At 62.9% G+C, this 23,160-nt stretch carries 24 protein-coding genes; 11 read left to right on the forward strand and 13 right to left on the reverse strand.

Translation table 11 applies throughout. The features are described from left to right. Nucleotides 1–18 precede the first annotated feature (18 nt). The 3 genes from AB7531_RS34610 (at nt 19) to AB7531_RS34620 (ending at nt 1,925) form a co-directional block, all read left to right on the forward strand. Entirely contained in the window at nt 19–771 is a 753-nt protein-coding gene (locus AB7531_RS34610) for a hypothetical protein (protein WP_085402523.1), read from the forward strand. Between the two features lie 60 nt (nt 772–831). Beyond that, on the forward strand, nt 832–1,500 hold the full coding sequence (locus AB7531_RS34615; protein ID WP_063985143.1) for a hypothetical protein: 669 nt from the start codon (nt 832–834) through the stop codon (nt 1,498–1,500). Nucleotides 1,501–1,592: 92 nt separating this feature from the next. Continuing rightward, entirely contained in the window at nt 1,593–1,925 is a 333-nt protein-coding gene (locus AB7531_RS34620) for a GIY-YIG nuclease family protein (RefSeq protein ID WP_063985144.1), read from the forward strand. Nucleotides 1,926–1,949: 24 nt separating this feature from the next. Here the strand turns inward: AB7531_RS34620 and AB7531_RS34625 are convergent, their stop codons facing one another. From AB7531_RS34625 to petA, 5 genes are all read right to left on the reverse strand, one after another. Next, nucleotides 1,950–2,489, reverse strand: coding sequence for an adenine phosphoribosyltransferase (locus AB7531_RS34625; protein WP_038943444.1), 540 nt, complete (start codon nt 2,487–2,489; stop codon nt 1,950–1,952). Nucleotides 2,490–2,498: 9 nt separating this feature from the next. Continuing rightward, nucleotides 2,499–4,664: an anthranilate synthase component I gene (locus tag AB7531_RS34630; RefSeq protein ID WP_063985145.1), complete on the reverse strand. Its 2,166-nt coding sequence runs from the start codon at nt 4,662–4,664 to the stop codon at nt 2,499–2,501. Nucleotides 4,665–4,897: 233 nt separating this feature from the next. Then, nucleotides 4,898–5,572, reverse strand: a complete 675-nt coding sequence (locus AB7531_RS34635; protein WP_063985146.1) for a dienelactone hydrolase family protein — start codon at nt 5,570–5,572, stop codon at nt 4,898–4,900. 145 nt (nt 5,573–5,717) lie between these two features. After that, entirely contained in the window at nt 5,718–7,781 is a 2,064-nt protein-coding gene (gene fbcH / locus AB7531_RS34640) for a cytochrome b/c1 (RefSeq protein ID WP_063985147.1), read from the reverse strand. 62 nt (nt 7,782–7,843) lie between these two features. Next, nucleotides 7,844–8,374, reverse strand: coding sequence for a ubiquinol-cytochrome c reductase iron-sulfur subunit (gene petA, locus AB7531_RS34645; RefSeq protein ID WP_063985148.1), 531 nt, complete (start codon nt 8,372–8,374; stop codon nt 7,844–7,846). A 278-nt stretch (nt 8,375–8,652) separates the two neighbouring features. Between petA and AB7531_RS34650 the strand changes: the two genes are divergently transcribed. From AB7531_RS34650 to AB7531_RS34675, 6 genes are all read left to right on the forward strand, one after another. After that, complete coding sequence (locus AB7531_RS34650) at nt 8,653–9,111, forward strand: tRNA (cytidine(34)-2'-O)-methyltransferase (protein ID WP_063985149.1); 459 nt, start codon at nt 8,653–8,655, stop codon at nt 9,109–9,111. Between the two features lie 18 nt (nt 9,112–9,129). Beyond that, a complete protein-coding gene (gene queE, locus AB7531_RS34655) occupies nt 9,130–9,765 on the forward strand; it encodes a 7-carboxy-7-deazaguanine synthase (RefSeq protein WP_063985150.1) in 636 nt (211 codons plus the stop codon). 17 nt (nt 9,766–9,782) lie between these two features. Next, nucleotides 9,783–10,148 (forward strand): 6-pyruvoyl trahydropterin synthase family protein, encoded by a 366-nt coding sequence (locus AB7531_RS34660; protein ID WP_063986630.1) that lies wholly within the window; start codon nt 9,783–9,785, stop codon nt 10,146–10,148. A 115-nt stretch (nt 10,149–10,263) separates the two neighbouring features. After that, nucleotides 10,264–11,151 carry an oxygen-dependent coproporphyrinogen oxidase gene (hemF, locus tag AB7531_RS34665; RefSeq protein WP_063985151.1) on the forward strand — a complete coding sequence of 296 codons (888 nt, stop codon included), beginning with the start codon at nt 10,264–10,266 and terminating at the stop codon, nt 11,149–11,151. Next, entirely contained in the window at nt 11,142–11,891 is a 750-nt protein-coding gene (locus AB7531_RS34670) for an HAD family hydrolase (protein ID WP_187387794.1), read from the forward strand. The genes hemF and AB7531_RS34670 overlap by 10 nt, the downstream gene beginning before the upstream one ends. 329 nt (nt 11,892–12,220) lie before the next feature. Further along, the gene (locus AB7531_RS34675) at nt 12,221–12,427 is read left to right on the forward strand and encodes a YodC family protein (RefSeq protein WP_028153663.1); all 207 of its coding nucleotides are present in this window, start codon (nt 12,221–12,223) and stop codon (nt 12,425–12,427) included. Between the two features lie 76 nt (nt 12,428–12,503). On the opposite strand, the gene AB7531_RS34680 is transcribed toward AB7531_RS34675, so the two are convergent. The 4 genes from AB7531_RS34680 to AB7531_RS34695 form a co-directional block, all read right to left on the reverse strand. Beyond that, complete coding sequence (locus AB7531_RS34680; protein ID WP_063985152.1) at nt 12,504–13,331, reverse strand: outer membrane protein; 828 nt, start codon at nt 13,329–13,331, stop codon at nt 12,504–12,506. Between the two features lie 218 nt (nt 13,332–13,549). Continuing rightward, nucleotides 13,550–14,131: a TetR/AcrR family transcriptional regulator gene (locus tag AB7531_RS34685; RefSeq protein WP_063985153.1), complete on the reverse strand. Its 582-nt coding sequence runs from the start codon at nt 14,129–14,131 to the stop codon at nt 13,550–13,552. 145 nt (nt 14,132–14,276) lie between these two features. Then, nucleotides 14,277–15,743 (reverse strand): amidase family protein, encoded by a 1,467-nt coding sequence (locus AB7531_RS34690; RefSeq protein WP_063985154.1) that lies wholly within the window; start codon nt 15,741–15,743, stop codon nt 14,277–14,279. Nucleotides 15,744–16,050: 307 nt separating this feature from the next. Continuing rightward, nucleotides 16,051–16,986 carry a LysR family transcriptional regulator gene (locus AB7531_RS34695; RefSeq protein WP_063986632.1) on the reverse strand — a complete coding sequence of 312 codons (936 nt, stop codon included), beginning with the start codon at nt 16,984–16,986 and terminating at the stop codon, nt 16,051–16,053. Between the two features lie 98 nt (nt 16,987–17,084). Between AB7531_RS34695 and AB7531_RS34700 the strand changes: the two genes are divergently transcribed. After that, a complete protein-coding gene (locus AB7531_RS34700) occupies nt 17,085–17,411 on the forward strand; it encodes a hypothetical protein (protein ID WP_028158248.1) in 327 nt (108 codons plus the stop codon). Between the two features lie 139 nt (nt 17,412–17,550). Here the strand turns inward: AB7531_RS34700 and AB7531_RS34705 are convergent, their stop codons facing one another. The 3 genes from AB7531_RS34705 to AB7531_RS34715 form a co-directional block, all read right to left on the reverse strand. Then, nucleotides 17,551–18,249, reverse strand: coding sequence for a helix-turn-helix transcriptional regulator (locus AB7531_RS34705; protein WP_063985155.1), 699 nt, complete (start codon nt 18,247–18,249; stop codon nt 17,551–17,553). Nucleotides 18,250–18,317: 68 nt separating this feature from the next. Then, nucleotides 18,318–19,265, reverse strand: a complete 948-nt coding sequence (locus AB7531_RS34710) for an NAD(P)-dependent alcohol dehydrogenase (protein ID WP_063985156.1) — start codon at nt 19,263–19,265, stop codon at nt 18,318–18,320. 13 nt (nt 19,266–19,278) lie between these two features. Then, nucleotides 19,279–19,659 carry a nuclear transport factor 2 family protein gene (locus AB7531_RS34715; protein ID WP_063985157.1) on the reverse strand — a complete coding sequence of 127 codons (381 nt, stop codon included), beginning with the start codon at nt 19,657–19,659 and terminating at the stop codon, nt 19,279–19,281. Nucleotides 19,660–19,890: 231 nt separating this feature from the next. On the opposite strand from AB7531_RS34715, the gene AB7531_RS34720 reads away from it, so the two are divergent. Continuing rightward, nucleotides 19,891–20,898 carry a class I SAM-dependent methyltransferase gene (locus AB7531_RS34720; RefSeq protein WP_187387795.1) on the forward strand — a complete coding sequence of 336 codons (1,008 nt, stop codon included), beginning with the start codon at nt 19,891–19,893 and terminating at the stop codon, nt 20,896–20,898. Nucleotides 20,899–20,950: 52 nt separating this feature from the next. On the opposite strand, the gene AB7531_RS34725 is transcribed toward AB7531_RS34720, so the two are convergent. Beyond that, entirely contained in the window at nt 20,951–23,140 is a 2,190-nt protein-coding gene (locus AB7531_RS34725; protein WP_084795281.1) for a PQQ-dependent dehydrogenase, methanol/ethanol family, read from the reverse strand. Between the last annotated feature and the right edge of the window lie 20 nt (nt 23,141–23,160).

A 23,160-nucleotide genomic window follows, 5' to 3' on the forward strand; every position in this document is an offset into this window, starting at 1 on the left:
GCGCGTTAGGGGACAGCAATGGCAAAGCCGGCAGTGGTTGTGGTGGGCGCGGACAAGGGCGGGGTGGGCAAGACCACGGTGTCGCGCACCTTGCTCGATTATTTTTCCGCCAACAACGTACCGACGCGCGCCTTCGACACGGAGTCGCCGCGCGGAACCCTGAAGCGCTTTCACCCCGAGATCACCGAGATCGTCGACATGATGACGACCTCGGACCAGATGAAGATCTTCGACACGCTCAACGCGGCGAGCCCGTCGGTGACCGTGATCGACGTCCGCGCCGGCCTGCTCTCGCCGGCGCTGGCCTCGCTGCGCGACATCGGCTTCCTCGACGCCGCCAAGGCCGGCCAGATCACCTTCGCGGTGTTCCACATCCTGGGCCCCTCGATCGCGTCGCTCGACGAAATCGCCGAGACCGCGGGCTTCATGGGGGGCGCAAAATATTTCCTGGTGAAGAACTTCATCAACGACACCCAGTTCTTCCAGTGGGACCAGGCGACCTACAATTCCTACTTCCACCGCATCAAGGACGCGACCGAGCTGACCATCCCCAAGCTCAACGAAATGGCCTATGAGCAGGTCGAGGTGTCCTCCGTCCCGTTCCTGAAATTCGTCGCCAACAAGGGCATCAACGACGAAGCCGCGAACTATTCCTTCGTGCTGCGCGGCTATGTCCGCCACTGGCTGGCGAATGTCTGGAGCGAGTTCGACCGGATCCGGCTGACCGACATCGTCGGTTCGAAGCCCGCCACCCGCAACAGCGAAAAATAGTTGCAGAGCCCGGGCGGATACGGCTGGATTGGGCGGTGAGTTCGCCTGATATAGCTGTCGATGCCCGCGACGCCCCTTTACATCATCTGCTCGCCCCGCCCGCAGGTCGGCAAGACGCTGCTGGCGCGGCTTTTGAGCGAATTTTTGCTGCTCAAGAACGGCGACGTCGCGGCCTTCGACGTCAACCTGAAGGAACCGTCGCTACTCGACTATCTGCCGAAGGTCACCGAAACGGCTGATGTGATCGACACCTACGGCAAGATGCAGCTGATGGACCGCGTCATCGTCGATGACGGCATGGCCAAGGTGATCGACCTCGGCTTCCACGCCTTCGACGAGTTCTTCAAGATGAGCGACGAGATCGGCCTGTTGAAGGAGGCCGCGCGCCGCCACGTCGCGCCGATGATCCTGTTCGTGGCCGATACCGATCGCGTCTCGGCCCGCGCCCACGAGATGCTGCGCGGGCAGATCCCCCGGATAAACCTGATCACGGTGGACAATGAGCACATCGTGCGCGGCGAGCTGCCGGCCGCGATGGCAACCGGGCGGCTGTTCCGCCTGCCCGCGCTACCCGGCTTCCTCAAGACCTATATCGACCGGCTCAACTTCTCCTTCACCGGCTATCTGCGCCAGGAGAAGGACGCCTCCACCGAGCTGCACCAGTGGACCCGGCGGAACTACCTCGCCTTCCGCGAGCTCGAGCTCAGCCTGATCCTGCAAAGCTCCTGAGGCGATAATTTTACCCGGATAATATTGACTGCGGGGCTGACCGCGCCTATTGAGGCGGAGATCGGTATCCCTCTCAGCAAGGTCCCACCCCCGTGAGCATCGACCGGAAGGCAGCCATCGCCGCCTACAAGGAGCGCAAGACCATTGCGGGCATCTACGTCGTCCGCTGCGCGGCATCGGGCGAGGCCTGGGTCGGCCAGGCGCCGAACCTGCAGACCATCCAGAACCGCATCTGGTTCTCGCTCCGCCAAGGCAGCCACACCTGCCGTACCCTCCAGGCCGCCTGGAACGCGCATGGCGAGGCGGGCCTGACGTTCGGCGAATGCGAGCGGCTGGAAGATGAGGAGACGGACTACGTCAGGAACGCGCTCCTGAAGGAGCGCATGCTGCATTGGCGGTCGGCATTGAAGGCCGAGGCGATCTGACGACCGCCGGGGCGCCGACGCGGCTCAATGCCCTTCGAACGTCATCAGCGTGCGCACCGGCACGTCCATCGCGCGCAGCTTGGCGGCACCGCCGAGATCGGGCAGATCGACGATGAAGCAGGCGGCGACGACATTGGCGCCGATTTGGCGGAGGAGCTTCACCGCGCCTTCCGCGGTGCCGCCGGTGGCGATGAGATCGTCGACCAGGATGACGCGCTCGCCGGGCTGGATCGCGTCGACATGCATCTCCATCTCGTCGATGCCGTATTCGAGCGAGTAGGCAATGCGCACGGTGGTGTGCGGCAACTTGCCTTTTTTCCGGATCGGCACGAAGCCGGCCGAGAGCTGATGCGCCACCGCGCCGCCGATGATGAAGCCGCGCGCCTCCATGCCGGCGACCTTGTCGATCTTGTTGCCGGCCCAGGGATTGACGAGCTCGTCGACCGCGCGGCGGAAGGCGCGCGCATCGGCGAGCAGCGTCGTGATGTCGCGGAACATGATCCCCGGCTTGGGATAGTCGACGATGGTGCGGACGCTCGCCTTCAGATCGTGGTCAAAGGTCATTGGTGCCTCTCAATCAACGCGCGCATCCAGCCGGAACGCATTCTCGACAATCCGCAGGCCCACCTCGCCACTGAGCGACATCAGCGATTCCGGGTGGAACTGCACGCCGGCAACCGGCAGGGTCTTGTGCTCGAGCGCCATGGCGACGCCGTCCTCGGTGCTGGCGGTGACATCAAGCACCTCGGGCATGCTGTCGCGCTCGACATAGAGCGAGTGATAGCGGCCGATGACGATCTCGTTCGGCAAATTGCGCATCAGGCGTCCGCCGCGGACCTGCACCCGCGAGGGCCGGCCGTGCGCGGGATGGGTGAGCTGACCGAGCTCGCCGCCGAAATATTCGCCGATCGCCTGCACGCCGAGACAGACGCCGAACACCGGCAGCTTCTTCTCCAGCGCCGCATCGATGGTCTTCTTGATCCCGAAATCTTCGGGCCTGCCGGGTCCGGGCGACAGCACCAGCAAATCCCATTTCTTCCGCTTGAGCATGTCGAGCGCATGCACATGGCGGACCACGGTGACGTCGGCGCCGACCTGGCGGAAATAATCGGCCAGCATGTGCACGAAGCTGTCGTCGTGATCGATCAGCAGCACCTGCTTGCCCGAGCCGGTCGCGTCGGGCGCGAAGGCCGAGAGCGGCTTTGGCGGATCGCCGCGCAGCGCCTGGAACAGGGCTGCAGCCTTGACCTGGCACTCGCGGTCTTCGGCCGCGGGATCGGAATCGAACAGGCAGGTGGCACCGACGCGCACCTCGGCGAGACCATCCTTCATGCGGATGGTGCGGATGGTGAGGCCGGTGTTGATGCTGCCGTCGAAATTCACCGCACCGATCGCGCCGGCATACCAGCGCCGCGGCGAACGCTCGTGATCCTCGACGAACTGCATCGCCCAGAGTTTTGGCGCGCCGGTTACCGTCACCGCCCAGGCATGGGTGAGGAAGGCATCGAGCGCGTCGAAGCCGGGACGCAGCATGCCCTCGACGTGATCGACGGTGTGGAACAGTTTTGAGTAGGTCTCGATCTGCCGCCGCGCCAGCACCTTGATCGTACCGGGGACGCAGACGCGCGCCTTGTCGTTGCGATCGACGTCGGTGCACATGTTGAGCTCGAACTCGTCCTTCTCCGAGTTCAGGAGCTGGCGGATCTGCTCGGCATCGCCGATCGCATCGGTGCCGCGCGCGATCGTCCCTGATATCGGGCAGGTCTCGACGCGGCGGCCGTCCGAGCGCACGAACATTTCCGGCGAGGCGGAGACGAGGAACTCGCCCTCGCCGAGATTCATCAGCGCGCCGTAGGGCGACGGGTTGATGACGCAGAGGCGCTGGAACACTTCCGCCGGCGAGCGATCGCAGGGCTCGGCGAACAGTTGTCCGGGTACGGCCTCAAACAGATCGCCGCGCGCGAAAGCCGCGCGCGCGGTCTCGACCGTGGCCTGATATTCACCAGGCGCGTGATCGGCAAAGCCCTGGCGCGGTGTCTTGAGGTACGGGCTCTCGACGGTCTCGCGCGGCAAGCCTTCGGTGGACTTGCCCTTCCACGCAAAATCGTAACTCAGCACCACGCCGCGGCCGGTGGCGCGGTCGTAGGCGAGCAGGCGATCGGGGACGTAGAGCACGATGTCGCGCTGATCATTTTCGCGTGCGCGCTTCTGCACGAGGTCCTCGATCTGGAACACGAGGTCGTAGGCGAAGGCGCCGAACAGGCCGAGCAGCCCGTCATCGTTGGCGGAGAAGGCGGCGACGAGATCGCGCACCAGCGACATCACGCTGGCGCGCCGCGTGCGCTGGTCTTCCTCGACCGGCGCATCGCCGCGGATGATGTGGCCGGCAAGCTGCGTGGCGCTCTTCTCGGAGATCACGACGCAGGGCTCGTGCAGCACGTCTGCGAGGAAGGCGATCAGCACCTGGCCGCGTTCATTGAGCGCTTCCAGCTTGAAATTGACGCCAGTGGTCTCGAGCTTGAGCGGCGGATCGGAGAAGCCGAGGTCAAAGCTCTCGTAGCGGCCGGGCACGGTCGTGCCCGAGGACAGCACCACGCCGCGGCGGCGGTCGAGCAGGTTGATGAGATCGTCGAGCCTGTTGGCGCCGCCGGTGAACTGCTCCGCTACACGCGTGATCGCGAGACCGCCGCGGGTCACGTAGTCGCTTCGGGCCGGGAGGGCAAAGACTGTCCTGTTCATGTCGTCCTCTTACGAAACTTGCCGAGGAAACGCCACACAGGACAAACGATCAGGCCGCCGCACTGCGTGGCGACCTTCGACGATTTTGAGAAATGAAATCGCACCGGCCACCTCTTTAGGAGGTGCGCCACCAAAGACGGGCTGGGCGGACGGCGGTGCTCATGGGGCGGATACTCACCATGGCGCGGGGACGGCGTCAAGGGTGGGCCCGATGCCGTCCGGGCTCCAGGCGATCAGCCGAGATGCTTCCTGAAAAACTCCGTCGCCCTGCCCCAGGCGAGCTCGGCGGCTTCGCGGTCGTGCACGGCCTGGCGCTGCTCGTTGACGAAAGCGTGCTCGGCATCATAGCGGAACAGCTCGAGCGACTTGCCGGCGGCCTTCATGCCGTTTTCAAAGGCATCGACCAGTTGCGGCGTGCACCAGTCGTCCTTGTTGGCGAAATGGGCCTGGAGCGGGATCTTGACGTCGGCGGGCTTGGCCGCCTGCTCTGGCGGGATGCCGTAGAACACGACGCCGGCCGCAAGCTCCGGAATCTTGGTCGCGCCGATGATGGTGACGGCGCCGCCGAGGCAGAAGCCTGTTAGCCCGACCTTGGCGCCGTTGCGCGACAGATATTGCGTGGCGCCGCGGACGGTCTGCGTGGTGGCGTCCATGAAATCGAGCGAGTTCATCTCCTTACCGGCGGCGTCCGTGTCGTGATACGGCACCACCTTGCCCTTGTAGAGATCAGGCGCCAGCGCATCGAAGCCGGCGAGCGCAAAGCGGTCGCACAGGCCCTTGATCTGGTCCGACAGGCCCCACCACTCCTGGATCACGACCACGCCCGGCGCGTTGCCGCGCGCGGCGTTGGCGAGATAGCCCGAGGCGTCCTTGCCGTCCGGGCGCTTGAAGGTGATGGCGGTTCCCATGGTGTCCTCCGATGAGTTTCTGGGGGAGCGGTTGGCAGTATTTTGGCCGCTGGGAGCGCGATAGGCAATCGCGCCAAACAACACACGCTCGTGTCCAACAAAAAAGCCCCCTCGCGGGGGCTTCTTCATTTTCTTCTCGATCCGCTCAGTGGGAGTCGGTCCAGACCTTTTTCTTCGTGAAGTACATCAGGCCCGCGAAGATGATCAGGAACACGAACACCTGGAAGCCGAGGCGCTTGCGCGCTTCCATGTGGGGTTCGGCGGTCCACATCAGGAACGTGGTGACGTCCTTGGAATATTGCGCGACCGTGGTCGGCGAGCCGTCGCCATAGGTTACCTGGCCGTCGCTGAGCGGCTTCGGCATCTTGATCGCGTGGCCCGGGAAGTACTTGTTGTAGTAGGAGCCTTCCGGGATGGTCACGCCTTCAGGCACCTTGTCCTCAAAGCCCTGGAGCACCGCCGCGACATAGTCCGGGCCCTGCTCCTGGTACTGGGTGAAGAAGTCGAAGATGAACCAGGGGAAGCCGCGACCGTAGGAGCGCGCCTTGGTGATCAGCGACAGATCGGGCGGCGCCGCACCGCCGTTCGCCGCACGGGCCGCCTGCTCGTTCGGGAATGGCGAGGGGAAATAGTCCGCCGGCCGGCCCGGGCGCTCGAACATGTCACCCGCATCGTTCGGGCCGTCCTTGACCTTGTAGTCGGACGCAAACGCCGCTGCCTGCGCCACCGAATAGCCGGGGCCGCCGGCTTCCGCGAGGTTGCGGAAGGCGATGTAGGACAGGCCATGGCAGCTCGAGCAGACCTCCTTGTAGACCTGCAGGCCGCGCTGGAGCGCGCCGCGGTCGTACTTACCGAAAGGGCCGGAGAACGACCATTTGTTGCCCGGCGGCCTGTCGCTGCCTTCGGAGGCGCGAGCGTCCTGAAGGCTGCCGAGGAACAACGCGCCGGCGGCAACGAGCGCGATGGCGACCGAGGCCACCGCCTTGCCGCCCTTGGCCAGGATCGCCTCCGAGATCGAGTTCGGCACCGGCCGCGGCGTCTCGATGCGCGAGAGCAGCGGCAGCACGATCAGGAAATAGGCGAAGTAGCAGACCGTCAGGACCCGGCCGGCGATCACGTAGATGCCTTCCGGCGGCTGCGCGCCGAGATAGCCGAGCAGGATGCAGACCGCGACGAAGATCCAGAAGAACTGCTTGGCCAGCGGACGGTACTTCGACGACCTGGTCTTGGCGGCATCGAGCCAGGGCAGGAAGCACAGGATGATGATCGCCGAGAACATCCCGATCACGCCCGCAAGCTTGTTCGGGATCGAACGCAGGATCGCGTAGAACGGCAGGTAATACCATTCCGGCACGATGTGTGGCGGCGTCACGCCCGGGTTCGCCGGGATGTAGTTGTCGGCGTCGCCGAGATAGTTCGGCATGTAGAAGATGAACCAGGCGTAGAGCAGCAGGAAGCAGGCGACACCGAACCCGTCCTTGATGGTCGCGTGCGGCGTGAACGGCACCGTGTCCTTTTCCGTCTTCGGCTCGACGCCGTCAGGATTGTTCTGGCCGGCGACATGCAGCGCCCAGACGTGGAGCACGACGACGCCAGCGATCAGGAACGGCAGCAGATAGTGCAGCGAGAAGAAGCGGTTCAGCGTCGGGTTGCCGACCGAATAGCCGCCCCACAACAGCGTCACGATGCTCTCGCCGACATAGGGAATGGCGGAGAACAGATTGGTGATGACGGTGGCGCCCCAGAAGCTCATCTGGCCCCACGGCAGCACGTAGCCCATGAAGCCCGTCGCCATCATCAGGAGGTAGATGATGACGCCGAGGATCCACAGCACCTCGCGCGGCTCCTTATAGGAGCCGTAATAGAGGCCGCGCAGCATGTGGACGTAGACCGCGAAGAAGAACATCGACGCGCCGCAGGCATGCATGTTGCGCAGCAGCCAGCCGTAATTGACGTCACGGACGATCAGTTCGACCGACTTGAAGGCGAGATCGGCGTGCGGCGTGTAATGCATCGCCAGGACCACGCCGGTCAGGATCTGCATCCCCAGCATGAAGGAGAGGATGGCGCCGAAGGTCCACCAGTAGTTCAGGTTGCGCGGGGTGGGATAGACGACGAAGGAGGAATGGACGAGACCGATGATCGGCAGACGTCGCTCGATCCATTGCAGGGCCGGATTGCTCGGCTGGTAGTCGGATGGTCCGCTCATGATGCGATCCTGAGGAAATATAACGACGAGACGGCGCGAAGCTTCGGGCGAAGGCCCGAAGCTCAGCCGATCTGGATTTTGGTGTCGGAAACGAACTGGTACGGCGGCACCGGCAGGTTCGCGGGCGCGGGCCCCTGGCGGATGCGGCCGGACGAATCGTACTGCGAACCATGGCAGGGGCAGAAGAACCCGTCGTAATTGCCCTCATGAGCGATCGGGATGCAGCCGAGATGGGTGCAGATACCGATCACGACCAGCCACTGCTCGTGGCCCGGCTTGACCCGGGCCTCGTCGGACTGCGGATCGGGCAGGCTCGCCACGTTGACGGCGCGCGCCTCGTCGATCTGCTTCTTGGTGCGGTGGCTGACGTAGATCGGCTTGCCGCGCCAGAACACCTTGATGTCCTGCCCCTCGGCGACCGGGCTGAGATCGACCTCGATCGGCGCACCGGCGGCGATGGTCGACGCATCAGGATTCATTTGAGAGATGAAGGGCCAGAGCGCAGCTGCGCCCCCTACTGCTGCAGCTGCCCCCGTTGCAACGAATAAGAAATCACGGCGTGTCGGATGGTCCGCCGAAGACGCTGTCGTCACGATTCCAACCCTTTCTTCTTATGCTGCCGACGGAACCGTTCCGGGAGCCCCCAAGGTCCCCAAAACAGCGTGCCGGCGCCCGCGGCCCCCCGCGGCGGCAGAACTTCACTTGTCCCCACCGAAACAAGGCGAAAACAGCAGTCCAGAATCGTTCTATTGGCACCCTTGCCGGGCGAGCGCAAGCCCGCTAACGGCGTGGGGGCGTGCAATGCACGAATTCCGCAGCCAGCGATGTTTTATTGAGACATTTCCGGCCCGCACCGACCCTGATACAGCCCATGCAGATCGCGCTTTTCCAACCCGACATCGCCCAGAACACCGGCACGATTCTCAGGCTCTGTGCCTGCCTGGGCATGGCCGCCCATATCATCGAGCCGGCGGGCTTCCCGTTCTCCGACCGCTTGTTCCGCCGGGCGGGAATGGACTACCTCGATCATGTCAGCGTGACCCGCCACGACTCCTGGTCGAAATTCGAGGACTGGCGTGCGACACAGGGCTACCGCCTGCTTCTGTTCACCACCAAGGCCGCCACCGATTACCGCGATTTTCATTACCAGACGGCGGACATCCTGCTATTCGGGCGCGAGAGCGCCGGCGTCACCGACGCGGTGGTCGAGGCTGCGGACGCGCGGCTGGTGATCCCGATCAATGCGGGGCTGCGGTCGCTCAATGTTGCCATGACCGCGGCGATGGCCGCAGGCGAGGCGCTGCGGCAGCTCCGGAACCCGCAAGTTTGAGATGTTGAGGAGAGATCATTGAGTTACGCGGTCAAGGAAATCTTCCTGACCCTGCAAGGCGAAGGCGCCCATGCCGGGCGCGCGTCGGTGTTCTGCCGTTTTGCCGGCTGCAACCTCTGGAGCGGCCGCGAGGCCGACCGCGAGGCCGCGACCTGCAAATTCTGCGACACCGACTTCGTCGGCACCGACGGCACGCTCGGCGGCCGCTATGCCTCGGCCGCGGAACTCGCCGACACCATCGCCGCGCAATGGACGGCCGCCGCTGACAACAACCGTTACGTGGTGCTCACCGGCGGCGAGCCGCTGCTCCAGGTCGATGCCGCCCTGATCGACGCCCTCCACGCCCGCGGCTTCGAGATCGGCGTCGAGACCAACGGCACGATTGCGGCGCCTGAGGGGCTCGACTGGATCTGCGTCAGCCCCAAGGGCGGCAGCGAACTCGTCCAGCGCCGCGGCCACGAGCTGAAGCTGGTCTATCCGCAGGCCCTCGCCGCCCCCGAGACCTTCGAGGACCTCGCCTTCGAACGCTTCTCGCTGCAGCCGATGGACGGACCCGAGGTTGCCCAAAACACCGTGCGTGCGATCGACTATTGCCTGCGCCATCCGCAATGGCGGCTGAGCGTGCAGACGCATAAATCGCTCGGCATCAGATAGGATTGGTTTTCGAACAGATGTGGGAATTGACGAAATCGTTCCGCTTCGAGGCGGCGCACTCACTATCGGGGACGACCTTTGGCGCCGCGAGCGAGGAGATCCACGGCCACTCATTCCGCGCCGAGGTGACGTTGCGCGGCACGCCGGACCCTGCGACCGGCATGGTGGTCGATCTCGGCCTCGTCCAGCGCGCCATCGAGGACGTACGGCTGACGCTGGACCACAAATACCTCAACAAGATCGAGGCGCTGGGCACGCCGACGCTGGAAAACCTCTCGCGCTTCGTCTGGGAGCGGCTCCAGCATATCGGCGAGCTCACCCGCGTCAGCATCCACCGCGACAGTTGCAACGAGAGCTGCACCTATTACGGTCCGCAGGGGTGAAATTCGCAGGGTGGGCAAAGCGAAGCGTGCCCACCATTCAGGACGACAGTGAAGATGGTGGGCACGGCGCAAGAGCGCCTTTGCCCACCCTACGAGACCGGTTTTGGAATTGGATATGGACATCTCGACAATCGAAGACCGCAAGACGCGCGCCCGCGCCTGGTTCGAAGCTTTGCGCGACGACATCTGCGCGAGCTTCGAGCGGCTGGAGGATGACGCCCCCCAAAGCCTTTATCCGGGCGCGGCCGGCCGCTTCAAACGCACGCCCTGGCAGCGCACCGATCATACCGGCGCGCCCGGCGGCGGCGGCGTGATGTCGATGATGTCCGGCCGCCTGTTCGAGAAGGTCGGCGTGCACTGCTCGACGGTGCACGGCGAATTCGCGCCCGAGTTTCGCGCCCAGATCCCGGGCGCAGCAGACGACCCCAAGTTCTGGGCCTCCGGCATCTCGCTAATCGCGCATCTGCGCAATCCGCACGTGCCCGCCGTGCACATGAACACCCGCTTCGTCGTCACCACAAAAGCCTGGTTCGGCGGCGGCGCCGATCTCACGCCGGTGCTCGACCGCCGGCGCACGCAGGACGATCCCGACACGCTCGCCTTCCACGCCGCGATGAAGGAGGCCTGCACGGGCCCGAACGGTGTTGCCGACTACGACAAATACAAGAAATGGTGCGACGAGTATTTCTACCTGCCGCACCGGAGAGAGGCGCGCGGCATCGGCGGCATCTTCTACGACTGGCACGACAGCGGCGACTGGGACGCCGACCTTGCCTTTACCCAGGATGTCGGCCGCGCCTTCCAGAAAATCTACCCTGACATCGTCAGGCGCAATTTCGCGAGCGCCTGGACCGCTGAGGATCGCGAGGAGCAGTTGATCCGGCGCGGTCGCTATGTCGAATTCAACCTGCTCTACGACCGCGGCACCATCTTCGGGCTCAAGACCGGCGGCAACGTGGACTCCATCCTGTCGTCGCTGCCGCCGGAGGTGAAATGGCCATGAGCACCGCGATGCCTCCGCTGCCGCGCGCCATGCTGATCGACATGGACGACACCATCCTGTCGGCCTACGGCCGGCCCGAGATCGCCTGGAATACGATCGCAGAAGAATTTGCCGACGAGCTCGCGCCGCTGCCGCCGCAGCAGGTCGCGATCGCAGTTTTGGCCTTCGCACGAAACTTCTGGGCCAATGCGGAAGCCGCATGGCGAATGAAGCTTGGCGAGGCACGGCGGCTCACAGTGCGGGGCGGCTTCGCCGCGCTCGCCGCCGACGGCCACCGCGCCCTCTCCGACGATCTCGCCGATCGCCTCGCCAACCGCTTCACGACCTATCGCGAAGAAGCGATCTTCGTGTTCCCCGGTGCGCATGATGCGATCGACGCGTTCAAGGCACGCGGCGTCAAACTCGCGCTGGTCACCAACGGCGCCGCCGACATGCAGCGCGCCAAGGTCGAGCGCTTCGAGCTCGCGCATCGCTTCGATCACATCCAGATCGAGGGCGAGCACGGTTTCGGCAAGCCCGAGGAGCGCGCCTATCTGCACGCGATGGAGGCGCTCGGCGTCACCGCGAAAGACACCTGGATGATCGGCGACAATCTGGAATGGGAAGTCGTGACGCCGCAGCGCCTCGGCATCTACTCGATCTGGATCGACGTGCATGGCGACGGCCTGCCCGAAGGCTCGGCCGTCAAGCCCGACCGCATCATCCGCTCGCTGACCGAACTCGTGCCGGACCAGCCGTAACCCAGGCGAAAACAAAACATCGAAAACAACCCCATGCACAGTAGCCGGCTGCTGCAATTTCAAGAGCTTGCCGCAAACGCAATTCATTGCTGATTTTACGAAATCATTTGACGCGTCGGGCAAAACAGGCGCATGATGCCATCATCGCCGTGCCTGGGACGGAATAGCCCCTGGTGACCTCGAGCGATCCCCCACTCGAACCTCTGCCATCGACGTGTCGGCAGTCTGTGCAAGCCGCAGCGAATTCACGGGTCCCATAGCCCGTGATCGGCCTGTCATGACGGCTTGCTAGCCTCCCCTCTCGTCGATCAACCCCGAAAGGACCATCCATGGAACTGAAAACCGGCGACGTCGTGATGCTGAAATCCGGCGGCCAGCCGCTGACCGTCGCAGAGGTGAAAGGCGACGACATCCTCTGCCTCTGGATGGGCTCGGAAGGCGATCTGTTCCGCGAGACACTGCCGCTGGCCGCGCTCGACCGCCTGGAAGTGGAAGATCACGACGAGGATGAGGACGAAGACGAGGATGACGAGTAGGCACGCCTAAGCGGCCTGCGATTGCGAGAAAGGGAGACCTGAAGTCTCCCTTTCTTCACGTCTTCAGATCCGCTGATCAGAAGCGATAGTTCACACCAACGCGGGCGATGTCGAAGCTCGGCTTGATATCGACGTGAGTCGCGATGACGCCCGTCAACCCGGCCGGCGATTGAAGCGAGCCGGTCAAGTTGTAGCCTTTCGTGCCGAAACCCATGTGCAGATACTCGCCCTTGACCGACCACCCTGCCCCCAGAGCATATTCGAAACCGCCGCCAACCGTGTAGCCGATCAGGACGGCGCTGTCAGAAGCGTTCATGGAGCCCAGCGGTCCCAGGGTTGGCGGGAAGAGGGCAGTAACGATACTGCCCGTAGCGCTCGCACTGACCTTGGTATCGGCCAACGCAATACCGCCAGTCGCGTAGAGCAACGCCGGCCCAAACGCATAACCCACTCGGCCACGGAAGGTCGCGTACCAATCGGTGCTGACGGACGTGCTGCCGCTGAAATTGCCGCCGATGAAGACGGGAACAGCAATAGCCGAGTTGCCGGTGCTGGCCTTTGAATTGAGATACTGCCAATCAGCCTCGATGCCGAGCACAGTCTGCTCGATCTGCCAGTTGTAGCCGGCCTGGATACCGGCCGTGACCCCATTGCCGTTTCCGGATACAGCGTTGAAGCCATAGATGCCCGAACCGCCATTCGAGTTCACGATTGTCCCGGTGGCGTTCGACGCGCCGTAGCTGCCCCAGCCATAACCAACGTTGCCGCCGATATAGAATCCCGTCCAGTTGCCCACCTGAGCGGGAGCCTTCGACGACATACGGACCGGCGCCAGATCCGCAGCCTGGGCTGTGATCGGGCCGAGAGCGACTGTCGACAGCAATACAAGTGTAAACTTCCTCATTTCAAAACCCCCTTATTGAGCCGCCCGGGCGGCCTGCCAATCATATGAAGCAAAACCAAAGCAGCATCAAAGCGCGATTGAATGCGCGAATTAGATCGCCCAATCGTTGCGCTCGGAGCCAGCGACGCCCTTCGCTGCTCGCGGCGGACAATGCGACGCCGTGTCTGCTCTGTTTGGTGAAGCGGACCTCGAGGGACCGCCTCTCCCGGCTTCCTAATCTAGCGAGAGGGAGCTCGTGCCAAGTGCAAGGCGGCCTCAACGCCGCCTTCCAGGATCTGCTCGGCCTGCGCAGCGTTGGGCACGGCCCGCGCGAACTGAAGGGTGCCCACCATGAGACCGAAGATGGCGGTCGCGCGGCGGCGGCTCGCTGATGCATCTGCGTCAGGAAGCAGTGCAGCCAATGTCGCAACGTAGCTTCGCAGCCCCTTCTCGTAATCTTTCCTGGTGGACAGGGGCTGTCGGGCGATTTCGGGGAGCAACGCCGCCGAGGGGCATCCGCCCGTCGGGTCTTCGAGGTGAGCGCGGTTCAGGTATCTCCGGATCGCTCCCTCAAGGTCCAGGCCTCTCCGCTGATCCTCATCGAGGCGATGTTGCTGGTCGTCGAGCGCGCTCGCCAGCGCCTCGCGAACGAGCGCGTCTTTGGATTCGAAGTGCGGAGAGAATGCGCCTTTGGTCAGGCCGGCCTCGTCCATGATCCCGGCGATCCCGGCGGCGGAGATGCCGTTCCGGCGCATGCACTTCGACGCCACATCGATGATGTGCAGTCGCGTCGCCGCCTTATGACCTTTCTCGAAGCGCATGTTCTCTCCCCTCCACCAATATCCCGCGGCCCTTACGCTGCGGCCGCTTCCAGCAAAGCCTGGAGGTCGCGATCAAGTTGCTGGGCCACTGGATCGACATTATCGCTGCCAAGCTGACTGAAACCGACGCTGGTCGATCACGACGTCAGATCGCACTCGACTCTGCGCCCAAGATGCCCTCGATGCCGCGGGCAAGGTTTAGAAGCCCCCGGTCGCTCCCTAAGGGGGCATCCAGCTCAAGCCCGATCGGCAGCCCCGCGCGAGACAAGCCAACAGGAAGGCTGACACCGGGCAACCCTACGCTGCTTGCCGACACGGTGTGGTTCGCCAAAGCGAGGTAGCTAACTTCCTGCCCCGCGATATGGACGGTCGCCTGCTCCTCGATCAAAGGCGCCGTGCAGGGCGTGGTCGGTTGCAGAATGACCAGCGCCCCATGAGAGACGAACGCCGTGTTGAGCCGGCGCTGGATTTCCGGCCGGCTCACGTCGAGCGCAACCTGATAGGCCTCTGCCGAGGTAGCACCTGCGCCACCCGGCAGCACGATGTGCCCCCACGCCTGCCGAAGTTGGGGCTTAAGGCCCTCGTAAATGGCCTCGAACGTGGTCGGAATGTCATGGCGGCGAAGAAACTCTGAAATTTCGCCCATCGTCTCATGAGCGAAGATGCCCCATGTTGCGGTTTGGACGAGGGAATTGAAATCGTCGCCAAGGTCTACTTCAACGATCTCGGCGCCGGCGTCCTGCAAGCGCCGAACCACCTCGCGGAAGCGGGTCTCGACCTCCGAGTCCACCAGATCCAGGAACTGTCGCGGCGCGAAGGCCAGCCGGGCACCCTTCAAGCCGTAGCCGCCGTCGGAGGACTCCGCCGCCTGTTCGCCGGTCACGACCTGATCCACCAGCATGCAATCCTCAACGCTACGCGCGAATACGCCCGTCGTGTCGAGCGTATGGGAGATCGGCGCAACGCCGTAGCGCGGCCAACGCCCGGTGGTTGGCTTAAATCCCACGACCCCACAGAACGATGCTGGCACCCGGATCGACCCAACGGTGTCACCGCCCAAGGACGCGGGAACGATGCCGGCGGCCACGGATGCGGCGGAGCCGCTCGAGGAGCCGCCCGACACGCGATCTCGTGCGTGCGGATTCTTCACCTGGCCGTAACGCGCGTTGTGACCGGTCAAGCCGTACGACATCTCGACGAGGTTGTTCTTGCCGAAGACCAAAGCGCCCGCACCCTTAATGGCCTGGACAGCGTCGGCATCTTCGCGCGGCACGAAGTGAGCGAGACCTTCGACGCCCAGGCTGGTAGGTAGCCCTTCCGTCAAATAACTGTCCTTCACCCCAAGCGGCACGCCGAGGAGCGGGGCCGCCGATCCGGCCGCACGCGATTTGTCTGCGGCCCTCGCGGCCGCCAGCACCCCGGCCTCGTCGATGGTGATGAAGGCGTTCAGCTCGGCAAGCGCTCGGGCGCGCTGTAAAAGTGCCGCGGTGTAGGCCTCCGAGGTGATATCGCCGTTGCGAACCGCTGCTGCAGCGGTTGCGAGCCCAAGCGAGCCGACATCTGTGGTTTGTCGCGATGCGATGTGGCGTGAGGCCGTGGTCGTGTCGTCCATGAAATCCTCGCTGGGAGCTGTTTGGCGGCACCCGGCCGCCGCCCAACAGCGGCTCAGCTTGATGCCATTACGGTCACAATATTAAATTACGATCGTAATTCAATAGAAATAGCGGCCTCGCCGCGGACACATGAGCGTGAGGTGCCGCCGGACCGATGGATTGCTGGGCAATGATTGGTTTCAACAGCGACTTCTGCTTTGGGTCAAAAGCCGGCATCGACCCAGAGCGCTGGAACGTCTGCTAAGGGCCAAAGGGCGACAAGTGGCCTGTGGAGTCTGCACCGCTCCACGCCGGGTGGTGGCCAGCTCAAAGCTCGGAGACCAATTCCACCAAGATCTGACGCAGCCACGCATGAGATGGATCGTGATCGTAGGAAGCGTGCCAGAGCAGTGAAACAGCTACGTCCTGCAAATCCACCGGAGGCTGGCTCAGGCTAAGCTTGAGTTCTGTGGCGAACAACCGAGCCAGCCGCGCGTGCATTGTCACGACGACAGGTGCGCGTGCCACCAAGGCAGGGACAGTGAGGAAGCGAGGCGTGGTCAGGACAACCGTCCGCCGCAATCCCAGTTTCTCAAGGGCGTCGTCTACCACGCCGCGCACAGTCCGGCCCGGCCGCAGGCTCGTGAGAACATGAGGTAACCGCACATAATCTTCGAGCGAGATTTGGGCGTCGGTGATGCCCGTTATCTCCTTGTTGAACATGCACAGATAGCTCTCATTGAACAGCAGACGCCGCTTGTGGTGGATCTGGCCCTGAGGAAAGACGTCATAGCCAATAGCGAGGTCCAGTTCGTCGGCATCGAGATCATCCAGAAGTCTCGACGAGTCGATGTTGTAGAGCCGCAGATGGACGCCAGGCGCGACCTCGCGCAGGCGTGCGAGGAGAGCGGGAAGGACCAGGATTTCCATGCTGTCTGGGAGTCCGAACCTGAAGGTCCGCTCTGCCGTCGCTGGATCGAATGCGTCGTCGCGTGAGACAATCGTTTGGATTTGAGACAGCGTAGCCCGCACCGGCTCTACCAGCATCACTGCACGAGGAGTGAGGCGCAAGCCGTCGGGCCCTCGCGTCAGAAGCTCGTCGCCGAACAGGTCACGCAGGCGGGCGAGGTTGTGGCTCATCGCCGACTGACCAATGCCTACGCGGCCTGCAGCTCGCGTGACGCTACGTTCGCGAAGCAAGGCATCGAGGTGAACCAGTAGGTTTAGGTCGAGATGGCTTAGATTGACGGCATCGATACCCATCATCGATCCAATCTGTTTGATCAATGAGCATAGGCCGCCCATCTTATGTGGCAAGGGAACGGAGGGCGTGGCCCACCGCCCAGCTAAAGGAGATCAACATGTCAATCCGCAGTAGCCTCTTAGCCGCGACACTAGCCTTAGCCGCTTTTGGAACCGCTCATGCAGATAGCCTCAGGCCAATTCAGGCAAAGAGCATCGATCTCGGCGGGGTGTCCGGCGTCGCCTACTACACCGTTGAGCGCGATGGGTTCCATGTCGTGACGACCCTTGCTCAGGGCGAGACGGGAACGCCAATCCGCGTAGTCTCTGTTCTCGCGCCAGGCCAAAGCGTTGTTCTCTCAACGTCCCAGCAGCCACGTGCGCTTGAAATCAGCCGGGCGGGCAACGAAGTGTTGGTCCGCAAGGCGGCGCCCGTCACAAATTAAGGTTCGAGCCTAGCGGGCGCGGTAATTTTCGGCGCCCGCTCTAACCCCGGAAGGCGTCAGGCGGCCCTTACGCCGGCGATGGTGAAGCGCACCAGCAGGTGATAGCTCGCCAGCATCAGCGTCGGACCCGGTGGTGAGATCAGCTGAGAGTCTTGCGACGTTCCGCGTCAACTTGAGCCCGCCATTGCTTGACGAGATCGCGCCGGCGACCGGGATAGCGTTCCGTCCTGAGCTTGATCTTTTCTATCCGATCCGCCCGGAATGAGCGGAAGTCCTTTCTCATTTCGCACCAGCCGGCAATGATGCGCCGGGAATCGAAAAAGCCGACGCCAATTGGCCAGATGATCCGCGTCGTCTTCGCGCCTTGCGGGTCGCGATACACAATGGAAAGCTTGTGTTGGTCGCGCATGGCTTGCCGCACGACGCGAAGGTCGACGGCTTCGGGCTGCTTCAACCTGCGCCCTACGTGAAAGGCACTGTCGTCCAGCTTGTGTTGCAGCTCCGAGGGAAGGACCGCGCCAATTTTAGCGAGCGCGTCACGCGCCGCCAGCGCGAACTCGTCATCGGTCTGGCGAGATACCCATTGGGCGCCCAGCGCCAAGGCTTGGATTTCCTGTTCCGAGAACATCAGGGGAGGAAGGAGGAAGCCGGGTTGCAAGACATAGCCAAAGCCAGGCTCGCCGTCGATTTGTGCGCCCAAGCCCTGCAAGTCGGCGATGTCGCGATAAATCGTTCGCAACGACACACCCGCCTCAGCCGCAAGGTCGTTGCCCGACACCGGGGTGCGGTGCCGCCGCAAAATCTGCATGAGGTCGAATAATCGTTGGCTCTTCGACATAGACCAAGTCTAGCACGAATCCTGCCAAAAAATGGCAGTAGGCATCGCGGGCGACGGGCGGCGGGGCTTTACTGGCCCAGACGGCATTTACACGCTACCAGAGCCTTTCCGGCGAGCTTGTGCCCGGCTTCAAGCGCCGCGATGAGCGGGATCGCATCGTTCAGACGCACGGTCTCAGCAACTGGCAAGCGCAGCTTTCCATTCGCCGAAGCGACGGCAAGGCCGTCAAGGATATCAGCCCGCGCGGCGCAGACGATCGGCTTGAGTTTCCGGTTGAAGATCGCACGGATGAACTTGATTGGCGCTGGATTGATATCGAGATACACGCCGCCTTCGCGAAGCAGGCCAACCCCGGCGGCAACTGCCATCGTTCCCGCCGAGTCATACACTACGTCGAAGCGTTCACGGATCTTCGACAGATCGGTGGCCCGATAATCGAAGAGAGGCTGGACGTCCAAGTCACGGGCTCGCTGCATCGCCTGCGCACTGCATGTCCCCGCGACGGTCGCCCCGAACATCTTTGCGAGCTGCACCGTGGCCTCGCCGACAGCGCCGGTGCAGCCGTTGATGAACACCTGGCCGCCGGATTTCAGGGCAGCCTTGTCCACGAGGCCGTTCCATGCGGTGACCCCCGGCGTAGCCAGGCAAGCCGCGTCCTCGAACGAGACTGAATCCGGCCTCCTGGCGACGAAGGTTTGGGGAGCGATGACGACTTCGCCAAGCGCGCCACCATGCTTTATCTGCGCCATGCCGAATACGGGATCGCCAATCTTGAAGCGCGTGACACCAGCGCCGACAGCGGTCACGATGCCGGAAAAATCGCTGCCCATGGCACGCGGAAATTTCTTCCCCGTCACCATTTTGAGATAGCCATTGCGCACCTTCCAATCGATGGGATTGATGGCGGCGAACTTGACCTTGACCGCGACTTCGCCGGTCCCCGGAGCCTTCAGCTCGAAGGCTTCGAGCTTCATCGTTTCAGGGCCGCCGTAGCTGTCATATTGAATCCGTTTCATGGTCGATCGTGCCTTAGTGCGGTTGGACGGTCGCCGTGTAGGCGGCGAACGGAGTCGCGTCGTAGATCACTTCGGTCGACGCGATCTTGCCGTTCTTCACCTTGAGGAGTTCCGCGACGACGGCGTTGGCAACCGGATGGGTGTCCGCGCTGTAAAGGACGACAGCCTGATCATCGTCGCCGTAGACGGCGAGAACCGTGACCTTCTTGATCATGCGGGCGAAACCCTGGTGGAATTCGCGAAACTTCTGCATGCCGACGATCCGCCCGCGTGGCGACGTGCAAACAACGTCGTCCGCCGACACGGAAGTAATCGTATCCACGCTCCTGCTGGCGATGGCCTCGATGTAGGTCTTGGCGATCTGCAGCGCCTGGCCGTTGCTCTGGGTTTTCATCGTCTTCCTTTCAGTAAAAATGCCCTGAAAGAAGACCTAGCGCAGGCCAGTGACAGATTCTGGCAGTAGGAAATCGGCGCTGCCGAAGGCGCCTTCGCGCCGCGAGCGGCCTGCCTCCCCTGTCCTGTCCACTGCCCCGGACCTCGCGCTCCGCCAACCTTCATTTGAATGATGACGAGACAATTGGTCGCAACCACTTTCCACCGAAAGACCTGAATGAGGTCAGGAGAGATGAGCACCTGTCCAGCATGCGGCAGTGGATCAACTGCCAAACTGTTTGAAGTGACCGCAGATCAGGCCTCTCGATCCTTCGTCAGTCCGCGCCAGTATCCGGATCGCTCTCGAAAGTTAATAAGCCACCTGTCGCTGCTCTGGGGCCGCGACACCTGCGATATCCGCAAATGCGCGGATTGCGGATTTGGATTTGCAGATCCGTTCGTCGCGGGCGGCGCCGAGTTCTATAACCTGGCCGCGCCCCACCCTTCCTATCCAACCATGAAATGGGAGTATGAGAGGACGATCGAGGAGCTGAGCGGCCTCGGCACTGCCGGAAAAACGGCGATCGATGTCGGGGCCGGGTTTGGCTATTTTCTCGATCACATCAAGGACAAACTCTTTCGCGCGTCCGATATTTACGCGGTCGATTACAACGAAGCAGCGCAACAGGCCTTGCGATCGAAAGGCTACAAGACCTTTTCGGTCGACCTTCGGGAGGATGGCTTCACTCCGATGAAGGAGGCCTTCGACATCATCTTCATGTTTCAGGTGTTCGAGCACATGGACCGGGTGGATGACGTCTTCGCGCGATTGAAATACCTCCTCAAGGCGCAAGGCTCTGTCTTCATCGCCGTGCCGAATGATATCCGAACGCACTACATGGAGGGCCACGGATCGCTCATCGACATGCCGCCGAACCACATTGGCCGCTGGACGAAGGACGCGTTTGATGCGGTATGTCGACGACACGGCCTGCAATTGAGCGTTTGCGAGCGGGAGCCATTCGATCTCCTGAAGTTCCTCAGGGAAGACATCGTGGACAGCTTTTTGCGCAGGGCGGAGAAGCCGGGCAGCGTCAGTGAGTTCGTGCGCGGCCTGCCGCGAAGCAAAGCGCAGCGGATTGGGCAAGCGATGATCGCACTTGCGCTTGCACCATCACGCTTGCCGGCATGGGCCTACGCGGCCAGGAACTCATCGACGCTCGGCAGTGCGCTCTGGGTGAAGATCGACAAAGGCGCGTGACGAGCGGCCACGGTCGAACGGGCCGCTCGCCGCCGCAGCGCCTGCTGACTCATCACCTGCTCTTCGGTCTGATGGCGTCAACAGTTCCCTGTATGAAGGCCTGGAGTTTCCCGACGTCCCCTTCCGTCAACTTGCCGCTGAAATCCGGCATGCCCTGGTCGCGGAATGGACCGTGGAAGAGGATATGCCTCAGATTGGTGATCTCTTCGGCGCTGACGTAACCGAGATTGATGATGTTGCCGCCGCGGCCGACGCCAGGCACGCCGTGGCAGGCGACGCAGGCTGCCGCGACATAGATCTCGCCGCCTTCCCTGATGTCCTTCGGATCGTACTTCACGCCCTGCAGCAGACCTTCGGTCTGATATTTGACGAACGCTGGCAGCTTCGCCGTGCCGCCGAGTGCGTATGTGTAGATCGTTCCCGGGTTCTGGTACTCGGTCGCGCGGTGCGTCAGGCCGTAGGAGCCGCCCCAGCCGACCGCAATCGAGATGTATTGCCTGTCGTCGACCATGTAGGTTGCGGCGGCCGCCACCGCGCCGGTGCCGGTCGGCATTTCCCACAGCTTGGTTCCGTTTGCCGCATCATAAGCGACGAAGCGGCCATCCGCCGTCCCCTGGAAAACCAGGTTGCCGGCGGTGGTCAGCGTCCCGCCGTTCCACGGCGACACGTGCTCGACGCGCCAGACTTCCTTTTGATGCACCGGATCCCAGGCGAGCAGACGTCCGAATGGGGCCGACTTCGGAGGGTTGAAAACGAAACCGATATTCCCGCCCAGCAAGCCGCCGAGCTTGCCCGGCGCAGCAGCATTCTGCACGAACGACTTTTCCGGCGACAGATTGACCGGGATGTGCTGCGCCGGAAGGTAGACGAGGCCGGTCAGCGGATTGAACGACATCGGCTGCCAATTGTGAGCCCCGTCCGGTCCCGGAATCGACTCGTATTGATCTGCATCGCGCGCCGCAGGCAGCTCGATCGGCCGTCCGTTGGCATCGTATCCCGTCGCCCAATTCACATCGACAAAATTCTTCGCCGAGATGAACTTGCCGTTGGTGCGATCGATGACGAAGAAGAAGCCGTTTTTCGGCGCGTGCAGGATCACCTTGCGCGGCACATTGTCGATCTTGATGTCGGCGAGGATCATCGGCTGGGTCGATGTATAGTCCCAATTGTCGCCGGGCGTCTCCTGGTAGTGCCAGACATACCGGCCCGTGTCGGCGTTGAGCGCGACGATCGAGCCCAGATAGAGATTGTCGCCACCCGACGGACTGCGAAGCTTGCGATTCCAGGGACCGCCGTTTCCCGTGCCGACATAGACCATGTTCAGATCGGGATCGAACGTGATCGAGTCCCATGGCGCGCCACCGCCGCCGTTGATCCAATACTTCCCTGAGGGATCCCAGGTCTTCGCCGCGGCTTCCATCGAGGCGTCTTCAAATGGCTTGGATGGATCGCCGGGCACGGTGAACCAGCGCCAGAGCTGATGACCGGTCTCGCTGTCGTAGGCCGTGACGTAGCCGCGCACACCATATTCGGCACCGCTCTGGCCGATCACGACCTTGCCGTTGAAGACGCGAGGCGCGCCGGTGATCGTGTAGGAATGATCGTGATCGATCAGCGTGTCCGTTTCCCAGAGCTTGGCCCCGGTCGCGGCATCGAGCGCGATCAGGCGCCCGTCATAGGCGGCTTCGAAGACCTTGCCCTTGTAGAGTGCGAGGCCACGGCTGACAGCGTCGCAGCACCCGCGATAGGTCTTCGACCGGTCAACACCCGGATCGAACGACCAGATTTTTGTCCCGGTCCGCGCGTCAATGGCATGGACCACATTCCAGGGGGCCGACTGATACATGATGCCGTCGACGACGAGGGGCGTTGCCTCGATGCCGCGCGATGATTCCAGATTGTAACTCCAGACGAGCCCGAGATCCCTGACGTTGTCAGTGTTGATCTGATTGAGCTTGCTGAACCGCGTTTCGGCGTAGTCGAGGCCGACGGTCGGCCAATCCCTGGATCTCTTGGTATTGGCTTCAATGAAGTCGCGGTCGACTCTCGAGATATTCGCCTTGATGCGGTCCGGCTTCGCGTCGGTCCCGGTCTGCGCCCATGCACTGGAAGGGAGAGAAAGACCCAGGAGAGCAGGAAAGAGAACAAGAACGGCACTGATCTCACGGAAGGCAATCTGAATCCTGGACCGATTGCGCGACTTTTTTTCAGGCCATTGGCACTCTGTGTTGGATCGTCCCATGCCTCACCCTCCTCCGTGCA

It is taken from the genome of Bradyrhizobium sp. 63_E2_N1_3 (assembly GCF_052076005.1).
GTDB lineage: Bacteria > Pseudomonadota > Alphaproteobacteria > Rhizobiales > Xanthobacteraceae > Bradyrhizobium > Bradyrhizobium barranii.